The organism is Bacillus sp. S2(2024), from assembly GCF_050474045.1.
GTDB lineage: Bacteria > Bacillota > Bacilli > Bacillales > Bacillaceae_G > Bacillus_A > Bacillus_A yunxiaonensis.
The window spans coordinates 1364048-1379278 of record NZ_JBFLUS010000003.1; the positions used below are offsets into that span (position 1 = coordinate 1364048).

Sequence of the window (15231 nt, forward strand, 5' to 3'; positions counted from 1 at the left end):
TACTTCTCGTAAAATTTCGAGGCATAGGAATCATTGTTGGTTAATGAGGGACAAAATAGATTGAGGAGTGAGCAAACATGGCAACAATAACTGAAGCTACAAAAGATGTACGAATTGAAAAAGACTTTTTAGGTGAGAAAGAAGTACCGATGCATGCGTATTACGGTGTTCAAACGATGCGTGCGGTTGAAAACTTTCCGATTACAGGCTATAAAATCCATGAAGGATTAATTAAAGCATTTGCAATCGTGAAAAAAGCGGCTGCGCTTGCGAATACAGAAGTTGGACGATTAGAGTTTAAGAAAGGTTCAGCAATTGCACAAGCAGCACAAGAGATTTTAGAAGGAAAATGGCATGAGCATTTCATCGTTGACCCGATTCAAGGAGGAGCAGGGACTTCTATGAATATGAACGCAAATGAAGTTATTGCCAATCGTGCCCTTGAATTATTAGAAATGGAAAAGGGAGACTATCATTATATTAGCCCAAATAGTCATGTAAATATGGCGCAATCAACAAATGACGCATTCCCAACAGCAATTCATATTGCAACGTTAAATTCGTTAGAAGAATTATTGCAAACAATGGGATATATGCACGATATATTTGAATTAAAAGCAAAACAATTTGATCACGTAATTAAAATGGGACGCACACATTTACAAGATGCTGTACCAATTCGTCTTGGACAAGAATTTAAAGCATATGCTCGTGTACTTGGACGTGACATGAAGCGTATCGAACAATCTCGTCAACATTTATATGAAGTAAACATGGGAGCGACAGCTGTTGGTACAGGGTTAAATGCAGATCCACAATATATTGAGGCTGTAGTAAAACATTTAGCTGCTATTAGCGAACTTCCTCTTGTTGGAGCGGAAGATTTAGTAGATGCAACGCAAAATACAGACGCTTATACAGAAGTATCAGCTGCGTTAAAAGTATGTATGATGAATATGTCTAAAATTGCAAATGACTTACGCTTAATGGCATCTGGTCCACGCGTTGGATTAGGTGAAATTATGCTTCCAGCTCGTCAACCTGGTTCTTCCATTATGCCAGGGAAAGTAAATCCTGTAATGCCAGAAGTAATTAACCAAATTGCGTTCCAAGTAATTGGGAATGATCATACGATTTGCCTTGCTTCAGAAGCGGGCCAATTAGAGCTAAACGTAATGGAACCTGTACTTGTCTTTAACTTACTTCAATCCATCAGCATTATGAATAATGGATTCCGTGCTTTTACAGATAACTGTCTAAAAGGAATTGAAGCAAATGAAGGACGCTTAAAAGAGTATGTTGAAAAAAGCGTTGGTATTATTACAGCTGTAAATCCACATATTGGATATGAAGCAGCAGCTCGTCTAGCAAAAGAAGCAATTGCAACTGGTGAATCTGTTCGAGAGCTTTGCTTGAAAAACGGTGTATTAACACAAGAAGAATTAGATTTAATTTTAGATCCATATGAAATGACGCACCCAGGAATTGCGGGAGCAGCTCTTTTAAAGAAAAATTAAAAGAGGGGGGGACTTTCCCCCTTTTTTTGTTTACAATATAGAAATGTTATCTATAAATAAAGGTAGGGATTGTATGAGTAAATTTATGGTTTCCTCAGATGGAACGTTAAAAACGACATTACGAGGAGTAGAAGTATTAGCAACACCACTTTTAAATAAAGGTGTCGCATTTACAGAAGAAGAAAGAGCAGAACTAGGATTAAAAGGATTGTTACCACCAGCAGTGTTAACGTTAGATGAACAAGCGCGTCGTGCATATGAGCAATTTTGTTCACAGCCTGATGACTTGTTAAAGAACGTATATTTAACAGCATTGCATGATCGTAATGAAGTATTATTTTATCGTTTGCTTACAGATCATTTGCGAGAAATGCTTCCAATTGTATACACGCCAACTGTTGGTGTAGCGATTCAAAGGTATAGTCATGAGTATCGTAAACCACGTGGTGTATATTTATCAATTGACGATCCAAGCGGCATTGAAGAAGCGTTTTCTAACATTGGTGCAACCGCAGAAGACATCGATTTAGTCGTTGTAACAGACGGTGAAGGTATTTTAGGAATTGGTGACTGGGGCGTAGGTGGTATTAATATTGCCATTGGTAAGCTAGCTGTTTACACAGCAGCAGTTGGTATTGATCCAAGTCGTGTATTACCAGTTATTTTAGATGTTGGTACAAATAATGAAGAATTATTAAATAATCCGTTTTATATTGGAAATCGTCATCCGCGTGTAACGGGAGAAGCGTATGATACATTTATTGATTTGTTTGTAAAAGCTGTATGTAACAAGTTTCCGAATGCATTATTACATTGGGAAGATTTTAGTTCGCGTAATGCACGAAGAATTTTAGATAAATATCGCGATAATGTATGTACATTTAATGATGATATACAAGGAACAGGTGCTGTTTCACTTGCAGGAGTGTTATCAGCCGTGAAAGCTTCAGGTATTCCACTTTGTGAACATCGCGTTGTTGTTTTCGGTGCGGGTACTGCTGGAATTGGAATTGCAGATCAAGTACGTGATGCGATGGTTCGCTTAGGTTTATCAGAGGAAGAAGCAAGTCGCCGTTTTTGGTGTATTGACCGTTATGGTTTACTTACAAATAACATGGAGGATCTTCTTGATTTCCAACGTCCGTATGCACGTGAGGAATCAGAAGTGAAAGAATGGAAAACAACTGAAGTGATTGGTCTTGCTGAAGTTGTGAAACATGTACAACCGACTATTTTAATCGGTACATCAACAGTTGCTGGGGCATTTACAGAAGAAATCGTAAAAGAGATGGCAGCTCATGTGGAACGACCAATTATTTTACCAATGTCTAATCCAACGCCTCTTGCGGAAGCGAAACCAGTAGATTTAATTTCTTGGACAGAAGGGCGAGCGCTTGTGGCAACGGGTAGTCCATTTGATCCAGTTACATATAATGGGGTTACATATGTAATTGGACAATCTAACAATGCACTTATCTTCCCAGGTCTTGGTCTTGGTACAAATGTTGTTCGTGCTCGTGTAATGACAGATGGTATGTTTGCGGCAGCAGCAGAAGCGGTAGCAAGTATGGTAGATACAAGTCAGCCTGGTGCACCGATTCTTCCAGAAGTAGAAGAACTACGGAATATTTCAGAGATAGTTGCAATTGCAGTGGCAAAAGCGGCAGTATCTGAAGGTGTTGCTCGTGAGGAATTAAATGATAACGATATCAGGAAGGCTGTTCAAGCTGCAATGTGGCAACCTGTTTATCGTCAAATAAAAGCAGTTGAAAAGGTAACACTATAGAAATAAAGCCCGTTTATATAATAAGCGGGCTTTCCTTATTATATTTCAATATTACCAGTCAAGATAAGAATACTAAATAATAGGAAGTGGCATATTTGAACTGGCGTCAATTATGGAAGAAAGATATTTCAATTTTAATGCTTGCAATTTTGATTGTTCCGATCGCCGGAGAACTGAATTTTCATCCATTTAATGATACGTTTCGTGTTAGTTTTGGAACACCGCTTTTTTTCTTTTTATTATTATTTTTAAGGAAAATTCCAGCTGCTTTAGCAGGTATAATTGTTGGTGCAGCTGTTGTAACATTTCGTATTGTTCTTGACTGGATGTTACAAGGTTCTTTTCATTTTTCAGACTCCTTTTCTATGCGTTATCCAGTCTTTTTTTATTATTCCGTTTATGGAAGTCTTTTTTCATTATGTAAAGTAAACAGATTTCATCAAAAACCATTTCTCATTGGATGTTTTGGGATAACGATTGAAATTATTTCGAGTATGTCAGAACTTGCTTTGTATCACGTTTTTGTGCTTGGTACAATGATTACAGTTTCAGAATTTAATAAAATTATTATTATTGCTATTTTTCGAAGCTTTTTTGCCCTCGGTTTTTTAAATATGATGAATTTATATGAAACAAAATTGAAAGAAGCTCAGGTTCGGAAAGAAAATGAAAAGATGTTTGTGCATCTTTCTAATTTATATGTGGAATCTGTTCATTTGAAGAAAACGCTGCAAAATGCGGAAATGATTACACAAGAAGCGTATCAATTATATCGGGATTTACAACAGAAAAAAGTAGGAAATACTGAAAATGGCATAGAAGCGCATAGTAAAAAGGCGCTGAAAATTGCAGGAGAAGTACACGAAATAAAAAAAGATAATCAAAGAATTTTTGCGGGATTATCCAAACTTCTTTTAGATAAAAATCTTTCAGAATATATAAGTGGAAATGAACTAGCAGAAATGATTATAAGAATTAACGAGAAGTATGCGCAGCTATTAGAGAAAGAAATATTGTTTTCTAAGCATTTAGAAGGAGAGCATCCGCAGTATCATGTATACACGGTTTTGTCGATTTTAAATAATTTAGTTGCCAATGCTGTAGAAGCAATTGATAGCAATGGTGCTATTACGATTCATGTAAAGAAGAGAGAGGCATTCGTCATATTTGAAGTGATAGATAATGGTCCGGGGATTCCAATGAAGTATAAGGAGCTAGTGTTTAAGCCTAGTTTTACCTCGAAGTATGATCAAACAGGAACGCCATCAACAGGAATTGGACTATCTTATATAAAAGAAATGGTGACTGAACTCGGGGGAGAGGTTATACTACAAGACGGAGACAATGAAAGAGGCTGCAAGTTTATCGTGAGACTGCCGGAGTCTAGTTTGACTAAGGAAGGGTGAGGGGATGTTTTATTACATCGTAGATGATGACGAAGTATTTCGTTCTATGCTATCACAAATCATTGAAGATGAAGACCTTGGAGAAATAGTAGGAGAAGCAGAAGATGGTGCTTTCGTAGAAGGAGATCAGTTAAACTTTAAAAAAGTAGATATATTATTTATTGACTTATTAATGCCCGTTCGAGATGGGATTGAAACTGTTCGGAACATTATTCCGTCGTTTACAGGGAAAGTGATTATGATCTCTCAAGTAGAATCGAAGCAATTAATTGGTGAAGCCTATTCTCTTGGGGTTGAATATTATATTACAAAACCTCTGAATAAACTTGAGGTTTTGTCAGTTGTACGAAAAGTGATAGAGCGTATTCGTTTAGAACGATCGATTCAAGATATTCAAAAATCATTGAATAATGTATTTCAGTGGGAGAAGCCTGGATTACGAAGTGAACCACAGTTAGAAGAGAAAAAAATTATCGATTCGGGTCAATATTTACTATCAGAACTTGGAATTGCCGGAGAAAACGGAAGTAAAGACTTAATGAGTATGCTGGAATATTTATTTACGCAAGACAAGAAAGAAACCTTTGAGTATGGATTCCCAGCATTAAAAGATATTTTTCACCATATTACTGTTAAAAAATTAGGAGAAACGGCTGCAGAAGTGGACATTGATAAAGAAAGAAAAGCTTCTGAACAACGGGTACGGCGAGCGATTTATCAGTCATTAAATCACTTAGCTTCTCTCGGTTTAACGGACTTTTCAAATCCGAAGTTTGAAAGTTATGCTCCAAAATTTTTTGATTTTACAATTGTACGAAAACGGATGACAGAATTGACAAAAGATGAACTAGCCTCATCTGGACAGACGAGAATTAATACGAAGAAATTTATTCAAGTATTATATTTTGAAGCGAAGCGGTTGACCGAAGCAGACTAAAATGAATACTGTTCTGAGAAAAAAGATGTTTGCTCGTTTGTAGCAAACATCTTTGTGTATACACAATAATTATATAGAGATAATAAGTTCGTTTGATTCTCAGCTGAAAAAGTAAGAGCCTTGCTACAATTTTTATGTAGCAAGGCCCTTTTGGTTTTCTTCAAGAAGGATTGACAGATGAAATTAATAGTTTAATGAGCTAGTTATTTTCCATTTTACTTAAAATAATTTCTTTAAGTTGTGCTGGGTTGTCAGAACGAATAGCTATTTGTGAATATTCTTTTTGAATTCCCATGAATAGTGTTACTTTTACAGGTTTTTTCATTTTTAAAATCATATGTGGATAAACTTTTTCAAAATCTCGCACAATAAAATCAATTGTATCTTTCGATAACTTACTTTCTAAAATCGCTGAATTTTCGATCATACACTCAATATTTTCAAATTGAATTTCTGTACGCTTTAATAATCCAAGAGAGAGAAACATAGATCCGTTGTTTATATAAATTGGATTTAATCGAATAGCTTGAATATCCGCTAAGAAAAAAATTATAGAATAAATATTAAGAACTAATAGGATGATCGAAATAACCATCGATTTATCATGAAGCCACCAATGGAAACCTAATGTTTCAATAACAATTGCATGAATCATCATGATTTGAAATGCTATGTAACTTGAGTTTTTATACAGTGTTATACCTGTAAGAGGTGTCTTTTTCCAACTGAAGAAAGCATAATAAAACATCATCGCCTCTGAGCAAATCACATGAATAATTGAATTTTTCTTTATATATTCATCAACTGCATGTGGGAACGAAAAAATCACTGGTAATGTGCTCATTTTCACTTTTCTGATGATTTTTGGCATATAACGAACAAATGTAACAATTAATATAACTTCAAAGATGATTAACGCAGCCTCTACTACAATTCCAGCCCAAGTAATAGCTGTAAAGGGTTCTAAAAATTGATTTGGAATTAGAAACCTAGCTAATATACATCCTGTCGCTGATAAAATAATCGCTGTTTTTACAGAAAACTTCTTGCTATACAACATAAAGAATAAAGGCAACATAATAATTAAGTCTAATAATGATCCTAATACTACTATATTTGTTTCTGGTGGGAGCAGATTATTTCCGATGTGCGTGTGATAGAGCATATAATTACTACATAAAATAGCGAAAAGCAATAATAACCAAATATACTTTCCTCTTTTAATCACATACATAGATTATACCCCTTTTACAATCGTATTTAATTTTTCAAGTATACGGACTAAATGTTTCAAGTCTTCTAAGGGCAACTGTCCATAAATATTGTGATTGATTTCATCTTCGAGCAGTTGCAATTCTTCGAAATACCGCTCGCTCTTCGTCGCTAATTTTAATATGATTTCACGACGATTTTCTTTATTAATACTGCGGGTAATGTATTCTTTTGTTTCTAATTTATTAAGCAGTTGACTAACTGCACTCGTTGAAGTATGCAATTGGGTAGCTAAATCCTTCGTTGAAGTGACACCTGTCCGGATTAGTTCTAATAATAAAACTTGCTTAGCTGTCAGTTGATTATCAATTTTCTGCTCAAATCTACTTGCTACTTGAACGTTTAAATGATTTTGTAAACTGTTAATTTGTTGAATAAGATTATTTTTCACACTTAAATCACCTCGCTTAATAGTTAAGTTAACTTAACTATAAAATAAACTAAACTAAAAGTACATGGAATAAATATTAATAATCAGAATATTGTTACGTTTATTGTATAATAAAAGGAAGCTCTTATTGAATCGCTTAAACGTAAGAATAAGAAGTTAGAGGAATAAGATAAAAAATTGCATACGCAGAGGTTTATAAAAAGGTCTACTTTGATAGAGTAAATCTTATTTAGTGGAATAAAAAATCTCTTGTTTTTCAACAATTGGGCCAGATTGTGGAGGAACGTTTTATGATCAGTCTACTCGAAAGTAATGCATCATGTGAGGGGGATAAAAGTGTTTTCATATGAGGTAATTTGCTGTAGTTGTAGAAAGAAATTTAGAGTTTATGAAGGAACTAGGCAATATAAACAGTTCAAGGAAAATAAGAATCGTTTATTTTATTGTGAAGATTGTCATCATAATATACGTCTTGATGCCATTAAAAACTTTTTTAGACATAGAAGATGAAGCGCAAATTGCGCCCGATTGTTGAACAAGAAGTAAAAGGGTAATACATATTATATATGACTAATATGTATCACCCTTTATTTTTTATGACTTTTTACGAATTAGGTCTTGATAATATTTTTTAAACAACTTTATTATCTAGTTATAATGTAATACCCTTTACTGTTTAATATACGCCCATTTATAGCTGTACACTCCAGCAAAAGGTCGAATACAAACATTTTTTACAAATGGTCGTTCCAGATAAACAAGTCCAGCCTGATAAATAGGAGCAATGGCTGTATCATCTTCTATGAGAATTTTTTCGGCATCTTGGAAAGCCTTCCAGCGAGCAGGTAAATCTGTTAATAGAGAAGAACCTGCATTATGGATAAGTTCGTCGTATTTTGGGTTGGAATAGTTCATTCGATTAAATGAGCTACCTGTTATAAACATGTCTAAGAATGTCATCGGATCCGGATAATCAGCTCCCCATCCAGAAAGAGAAATCTCGTAATCGCCTTTAGATTCACGCTCTAAATATACTTTAACGGGAAGTTGGGTTAATGTAATGTTTAGTCCTGGTAAATTCTTTTCGAGTTCGCCTTTTAAAAATTCAGTAATCTTTTTATCATTTGAATCATCAGTGCTTACAATTTCTAACGTTATAGTTTGGGTACCTAATTCCTTTTTAGCAACTTCCCATAATTTTTTTGCTTCTGCAACATTTGTCTCTAATTTTACATGACTTGTACTTCGAAAATCCTTGTTATCAGGTCCTTTTACAAATCCCTGTGGAATGAGTGCATTGGCTGGAATAGAACCATTGTTTAAAATTGTATTAGCAACGCCTTTTTTATCAAATGCTAAGCTAATGGCTTTTCGCGCATTTTTATTTGCAAGAACTTGATTTTTTTGATTGTAACGTAAGAAAACTGTTGTTGGTCGTGCTAATTTCTTTAAGCTATCAATATCTTTATATTTATCTACGAATTCAGCGTTAATAGTTACTCGGTCTACTTGTTTAGCTTCAAATAGGTTAACAGCTGTTGAAGTATCTTTGACGACATGAGCATTAATTTCTTCTAATTTTACGTTTTTGTTATCCCAGTAATTTGGATTTTTCGTCATTTTATATCCTTGTTCATGTTTCCATTCACTTAGTACGAATGGCCCATTATAGATTGCATTTTTTGCTTCTAATCCGAAATTTTTTCCTTGTGATTCTACGAATTTTTGATTTAAAGGATAAAATGTAGCAAATCCCAGTAATCCAAGGAAGTACGGTACAGGATGCTCAAGCTGAACTTCTAATGTTTTGTTGTCGAGTGCTTTTACACCTAACTCATCTAAAGGAAGTTCTTTTTTATTTATTTTTTTCGCATTTTTAATATCAAATAGAATTTGCGCATACTCTGAAGCCGTTTCAGGGTTTACAGCGCGTTTCCATGCATATACAAAATCATGAGCTGTTACAGGATCGCCGTTTGACCATTTCGTATCACGCAGTTTAAATGTATAGGTTAAGCCATCCTTACTCACAGTATGAGATTCGGCAGCTCCGGGTACCGGTTTTCCCTCAAGGCCAGGCATGTATAAGCCTTCCATGACGTTATTAAGGGCACCAAAGGATAAGCCGTCAGATGCGATAGAAGAATCTAAAGTTGAAATCTCGCCTGATTCTACAATATTTAAAATGGGTTTTCGTTTTTCTTGTGTGTTAGTAGTGGCTGTTTCTGATTTGTTTTGATTGCATGCTGATAAGATAATAGAAAGTACAAGAATAAACACAATGGAAAGCTTTAGTTTTGGTTGCATTTTTCACCCTCCTTTTTATTTGTCCATAAGTATAAATATATTTTTCTGAAAATTCAATTAAATAAACTTGAAATTAATAAAAACTTATAGGGATTATACAATATGGTTCGTGCAGGTCAAAAGAAATAAACATGAAATATAGAAACGATTAAAATAAAGGATTACGATATTGTGCTTTAAATTTAACTTGAAAATTTTTATAAGTGGTTCTGTCATATAGTCATCGAGTAAATAGAAAATTGTATTCACATCATAAAAAAGCTATTCTTTTGTATAAGTACTTACTAAAAGAATAGCTTTTTTCATAATATAGATTATCGTATTAATGAATTTTAAAAGTTGTTTTTTTACAATGAGTAACAACTTGTTTTGTTGTTTTAAATCTTTGCTTTTCTCCGCAAAATAAACCCACACAACATCTATCTTACACTTACACGAAACATACCAAGCGTAAATAGCAGTCCCTATCTTTCGGATTTGTCACCTGTATTACTGTTTGTCTTTGCGCCACCCGCTTTTTTAACACCTTTGCTTGTATAAGGTTTGGCACTCTTTTTTTTGTTGGCACTGGCTTTCCATCGGTTCCAGCCCTTGCTGCCTGTTCCTCTACCTGTTCCACCTTTACCTTTAGCTTTACTCATATAAATTTAATCACTCCGTTATTATTGTATAGCAAATCTATTTCCACCGTAGTCAATAAATCTTTAAAATAAAATTTGGGTTTATGACTTTTTCCTTTCCGACAGTTGCTCATAAAAATGAACAGCAGGATATAATAGTATATCACAACATGGACAGTAATGCGTAAAATCCTCAGGTTTATCCCGCTAATAGAAATCTTTTTAAAGTAGAAAAAAGAGTCCTTCACAGTTAGGACTCTTTTAATTTTTGCTGATAGTAATGTGTTATGTAAAAGGTGTTTAATCTTGAATTTATTAATATTATACAATGTTCTTCAGAAAATAGATTTTTGGTAATATTTCAAAAAAATCTTCTGCAAGAATAAAAGAATAGTTATAAAGTTAACTATATAAGGATTATTATATGCATTTGTGTGTGACACATTGTATTTATCGAACTGCGTTCAAATATTTTCTTATCACACACTATTGAAAAACCGTAAAATAAAGAATTGAAAAATATTTAAAAACTTTTTGTTGACTTTCTTATTTTTTTGTATAGAATAAACATTAATAAAATGTTTCAGAGATGTGACAGTAAAACGACTGTGAAAGGAAGAGTAGTAATAGGACGTAGTCCAAGCGAGTCAGGGGTGGTGTGAGCCTGATACGAAGCCTGTTATGAAGAACCTCCTGGAGTCGCTAACCGAAATCCTTTTTAGGAAAGTAGACTTAGCCGGGAACTTCGCCGTTACAAGAAGAACAGTATCGAGATATCTCTACTCTCCGTACTGATAAGTGAGCAACCTCTGTTGCTAATTTGGGTGGTACCGCGGAACCAAAGCCTTTCGTCCCAGTTTTTTGGGAAAGAAGGGCTTTTTTTATTGGTTTCTTTCCTCATTACATCAAAACATTTTAGGAGGAAAACAACATGTACCAAACATTAATGACAGTAAGAGAAACACAAATCGCGATTAAGGAAGTTAAAACATTTTTTGAAGAGCAATTATCAAAACGTCTTGGATTATTCCGCGTATCTGCGCCATTATTTGTAACGAAAAAGTCAGGGTTGAACGATCATTTAAACGGTGTAGAGCGTCCAATTGAATTTGATATGCTGCATTCAGGAGAAGAGTTAGAAATTGTACATTCACTAGCAAAATGGAAAAGATTTGCTCTGCATGAATATGGATATGAAGCTGGTGAAGGTTTATATACAAACATGAACGCAATTCGCCGTGATGAAGAGCTCGATGCAACGCATTCCATTTATGTTGATCAATGGGATTGGGAAAAAATTATTAAAGAAGAATGGCGTACAGTAGATTACTTACAAGAAACAGTACGAACAATTTATGGAATATTCAAAGATTTAGAGGGTCATTTATTTGAAAAATACCCGTTCCTTGGTAAGTACTTACCGGAAGATATCGTATTTATCACATCTCAAGAGCTTGAAGATAAATATCCAGAATTAACACCGAAAGATCGTGAGCATGCGATTGCGAAAGAATACGGTGCAGTCTTTATTAGCGAAATTGGGGGGGCGCTGCGCTCTGGTGAAAAACATGATGGACGTGCATCTGACTACGATGATTGGAAATTAAACGGAGATATCTTATTTTGGAATCCAGTACTCCAGTCTTCATTTGAATTATCATCTATGGGCATTCGTGTTGACAGCAAATCTCTTGATGAACAATTAACAATAAAAGGGGAAGACTTCAAACGTGAATATGATTTCCATAAAGGTATTTTAGAGGACGTACTTCCACTTACACTTGGCGGTGGCATTGGACAATCAAGAATGTGCATGTACTTCTTACGCAAAGCACATATTGGCGAAGTTCAAACTTCTGTATGGCCAGATGAAATGCGTGAAGAGTGCAAAAAGCAAAACATTCACTTATTTTAAAAAGAAAACAAGGGGTGCATGTGCATCCCTTGTTTCATTTAATTTACTGATACGAGAGGCTCAATTTTTGCCATAAATGATTCATGAAGTGCTTCCACACCTTTTACTAAGTTAAGACGATCAATAACTACAGAGACTTTAATTTCAGATGTACTTACCATTTTAATATGAATATTCTCTTCTTGTAATGTTGAGAACATTTGAGCAGCTACACCTGGATTGGATACCATACCTGATCCAACAACTGATACTTTCGCCAAATGATTTTCATATTCTACAGATTCATAGTGCATAGCCTCACGATTTTCTTCTAGTACCGCTAGTGTTTCTTTTAAGTCATTCGAATGAATAGAGAAGGATAAATGTACAGTTCCTTCATTTGTAATACTTTGAATGATAATATCTACATTAATATGAGCACTCGCTAATGTAGAGAAGATTGTAGAAAGTTTTCCTTGTTGTAATCCTTTAATAGTTACACGCGTAATATTGTCTTCAAATGCAATGCCTTTTACGATTGATTGTTGCTCCATGTTACATTCTCCCCTTACGATTGTTCCGTTTTCTTGTTTCATACTTGAGCGAACTTCTAATATAACATTATGATTTTTCGCAAACTCTACCGCTCTTGGATGAAGTACACCAGCACCAAGGTTGGCAAGTTCTAGCATTTCATCATAGGAAATTTCATCTAATTTGTAAGCACCTTTTACAACTCGTGGATCAGTTGTATAAACACCTGTTACATCCGTGTAAATATCACATTTTTTTGCTTTTAATGCTGCAGCTAATGCGACTGCAGTTGTATCAGAACCGCCTCGGCCAAGCGTTGTAATTTCTTGCTCTGCACTTAATCCTTGGAAACCGGCTACAACGACAAGGGTTCCTTTTTGTAAATAAGATTGAATACGCTCCGTATTAATATCAGTAATTCTTGCACTGCCATGTACAGATTCTGTTGTAATACCTGCTTGCCAGCCTGTTAGTGAAATTGCAGCATAACCTTTTGCTTGCAGAGCCATTGTTAATAAAGAAATTGAAATTTGTTCACCTGTTGTAAGTAGCATGTCCATTTCTCGTTTACTAGGTTGATCAGTAATGCCAGCAGCTAAAGATACTAATTCATCTGTACTATGTCCCATCGCAGAAACGACCGCTACAATTCCGTGTCCTCTTTCATATTCTTCAATGACTAAATCCGCAACATGCTGAATACGTTCAATACTTCCAACAGATGTACCACCAAATTTTTGAACAATAAATTCCATCATGAGAGCCCACTTTCAATTTGATATTGGTTAATAGAGTAGGAAAAATGTTGTTAAACATAAGATGGGAAATATAGATCCCTTTCATTCCTGTAAGTTACCGAAAGCAAATAAAAAACACCATCTCAAATAGGTGAGGATGGTGCTGTTACAGGAAAAAGGAAACAGAAAACGGAGCTAATAAAAAACCGCCAAAAAAGAAGATGATCATAAAGAAACATGATCCCTCTTTTTTGTAGATAGCTCTTCATATATACACTGCTGTATATATGACAGTTCTGTTTCTATTCGAAAACAGCCCCAATTTATGTGTTCAGAGAAACATATAAATTTCGGCAACTTTTCCTTTCTTCTAAACTCACTGACAATCTCTGTGTCTCCTTTAGAATATTCATAAAAGTTGCAACCTCTATCTCACGTCGTTCGGCGAGAGTGAATGGTTGTATGAAGTTGTTGGTAACATTTGTTCCATAATAATCAAAATGTTGGAAGAAATCAAGTAGGATAAAATAATTCAGAAAATTAAATCTATTATAAGGTAAAATGAAAATGATATAAAATATGTTTAAAAGAAGAATTTATAACAATATTTTGCAAATAAATTCGTTATATAGATTATATGGATGGAGCGGTGTGAATGGGGAAGCAAAAACCTATTTATGTGCAAACTGAAATAGAAACAACAATGAATGAACTTTGGAAATATACATAAGATCCAAAGATACATACAGAATGGGATACACGGTTTACAGAAATATCGTATTTAGATAGGAAAGAAGGCGAACCGCAGCGTTTTTTTATAAAACAAAAATTGGTTTTGGACTTAAAATTGCTGGAGAAGGAGAATTAATAGGAGAACTACAAAAAGAAGGTGGGGAACGCATCTCTTCACTGAAATTTTGGACAGATAGTAAACTTTCGTTGATTACAGTAGGAAGAGGCTATTGGAAGTATACACCGAATGGGAACAAAATTCGCTTTGAAACGCAGTATGATTATGAAACAAGGTTTGGAAATATAGGAAGGTTAATAGATTCATACATATTTCGTCCGTTATTAGGTTGGGCAACTGTATGGAGAGATTGTTTCCATAAAAGATGAAAAAGACGGTAGAAATGATGTCAGAGCATGGATTAGGAAAAATGTACAGAATGAAACAATCTTTGTAGCGCTTTACTCTCAGCATGAACATAATGGGGAAACATACATGAATATTGCGTTGCCATTACCATATGCGAATATGACTGGAATGTTAAAGCTGCGTAATGATAAGAAAAATCTTATCATTACGAGTCGGTTACGGAACAGTACAAAAGGGGATGAGGGGATTTATTTACATAGCCGCTTCTTTACGATTTGCTTACCGTTAGCTGAAACGTTTGTGATAAGTGAGAAGGATAAAATCACGTTAACAGCACATCATCAAATGTGGATGTTTGGTGTGAAGTTTCTAGAGATTTATTATGAAATTGAAAGAAAAGAGAATATTTCATAATAAAAAATGAGTTTGGTATGATACCAAGCTCGTTTTTTATATGTAAATGTTTTTATTAGAAATTTAGTGAACCTTAAGAATCACTAAGAAATTGTCTACAAGAAACTTAAAAACTTTCCGAGAAGATACTAACAGATGCTAAGAGATAGGGGGTAAAGGAATGTGAAGTGCTGTAGTAGAGGTAAATCAAGTAGAGAAAGTATATGGAAAGAAAAATGAAAATCAATCGAGGGTATTAAAAGGGGATTGCTTGAAAAAAGCAAATGTTTTTTATTGCTAATAATCCAATATACAAGTGTTAATGGAATTTGAATTTT

The 15231-nt window shown here is 34.6% G+C and carries 10 protein-coding genes, 2 pseudogenes, 1 riboswitch and 1 other annotated feature; of the genes and pseudogenes, 7 read left to right on the top strand and 5 right to left on the bottom strand.

What is annotated here, in order from left to right:
* The first annotated feature begins 77 nt into the window (after positions 1 to 77).
* The 4 genes from aspA to AB1284_RS06985 all read left to right on the top strand — a co-directional run bounded on the left by aspA (position 78) and on the right by AB1284_RS06985 (position 5646).
* A complete protein-coding gene (gene aspA, locus AB1284_RS06970; RefSeq protein ID WP_429750609.1) occupies positions 78 to 1517 on the top strand; it encodes an aspartate ammonia-lyase in 1440 nt (479 codons plus the stop codon).
* Positions 1518 to 1569: 52 nt separating this feature from the next.
* Positions 1570 to 3303 carry an oxaloacetate-decarboxylating malate dehydrogenase gene (malS, locus tag AB1284_RS06975; protein WP_429754337.1) on the top strand — a complete coding sequence of 578 codons (1734 nt, stop codon included), beginning with the start codon at positions 1570 to 1572 and terminating at the stop codon, positions 3301 to 3303.
* 95 nt (positions 3304 to 3398) lie between these two features.
* Positions 3399 to 4709, top strand: a complete 1311-nt coding sequence (locus AB1284_RS06980) for an ATP-binding protein (RefSeq protein ID WP_429750607.1) — start codon at positions 3399 to 3401, stop codon at positions 4707 to 4709.
* 4 nt (positions 4710 to 4713) lie between these two features.
* Complete coding sequence (locus AB1284_RS06985; RefSeq protein ID WP_429750605.1) at positions 4714 to 5646, top strand: response regulator; 933 nt, start codon at positions 4714 to 4716, stop codon at positions 5644 to 5646.
* 199 nt (positions 5647 to 5845) lie between these two features.
* Here AB1284_RS06985 and AB1284_RS06990 read toward each other — a convergent pair whose 3' ends face one another.
* The 4 genes from AB1284_RS06990 to AB1284_RS07005 form a co-directional block, all read right to left on the bottom strand.
* The gene (locus tag AB1284_RS06990; RefSeq protein WP_429750603.1) at positions 5846 to 6880 is read right to left on the bottom strand and encodes a beta-carotene 15,15'-monooxygenase; all 1035 of its coding nucleotides are present in this window, start codon (positions 6878 to 6880) and stop codon (positions 5846 to 5848) included.
* A gap of 3 nt (positions 6881 to 6883) precedes the next feature.
* On the bottom strand, positions 6884 to 7309 hold the full coding sequence (locus tag AB1284_RS06995; protein ID WP_429750602.1) for a MarR family winged helix-turn-helix transcriptional regulator: 426 nt from the start codon (positions 7307 to 7309) through the stop codon (positions 6884 to 6886).
* 669 nt (positions 7310 to 7978) lie between these two features.
* The gene (locus tag AB1284_RS07000) at positions 7979 to 9616 is read right to left on the bottom strand and encodes a peptide ABC transporter substrate-binding protein (RefSeq protein ID WP_429750600.1); all 1638 of its coding nucleotides are present in this window, start codon (positions 9614 to 9616) and stop codon (positions 7979 to 7981) included.
* Positions 9617 to 10080: 464 nt separating this feature from the next.
* Positions 10081 to 10257: a DUF3934 family protein gene (locus tag AB1284_RS07005; RefSeq protein WP_020060606.1), complete on the bottom strand. Its 177-nt coding sequence runs from the start codon at positions 10255 to 10257 to the stop codon at positions 10081 to 10083.
* A gap of 578 nt (positions 10258 to 10835) precedes the next feature.
* Positions 10836 to 11095, top strand: a binding site (T-box leader).
* A 72-nt stretch (positions 11096 to 11167) separates the two neighbouring features.
* Here AB1284_RS07005 and asnA point away from each other — a divergent pair.
* Positions 11168 to 12151, top strand: coding sequence for an aspartate--ammonia ligase (asnA, locus tag AB1284_RS07010; RefSeq protein ID WP_429715125.1), 984 nt, complete (start codon positions 11168 to 11170; stop codon positions 12149 to 12151).
* Between the two features lie 38 nt (positions 12152 to 12189).
* On the opposite strand, the gene AB1284_RS07015 is transcribed toward asnA, so the two are convergent.
* Complete coding sequence (locus AB1284_RS07015; protein ID WP_429754336.1) at positions 12190 to 13419, bottom strand: aspartate kinase; 1230 nt, start codon at positions 13417 to 13419, stop codon at positions 12190 to 12192.
* A 232-nt stretch (positions 13420 to 13651) separates the two neighbouring features.
* Positions 13652 to 13839: riboswitch (Lysine riboswitch) on the bottom strand.
* A gap of 217 nt (positions 13840 to 14056) precedes the next feature.
* On the opposite strand from AB1284_RS07015, the pseudogene AB1284_RS07020 reads away from it, so the two are divergent.
* Positions 14057 to 14496, top strand: a pseudogene (locus AB1284_RS07020) (hypothetical protein); the annotation flags it as partial.
* Positions 14497 to 14500: 4 nt separating this feature from the next.
* Positions 14501 to 14914 (top strand): annotated as a pseudogene (locus AB1284_RS07025) (YndJ family protein); the annotation flags it as partial.
* Positions 14915 to 15231: the final 317 nt, after the last annotated feature.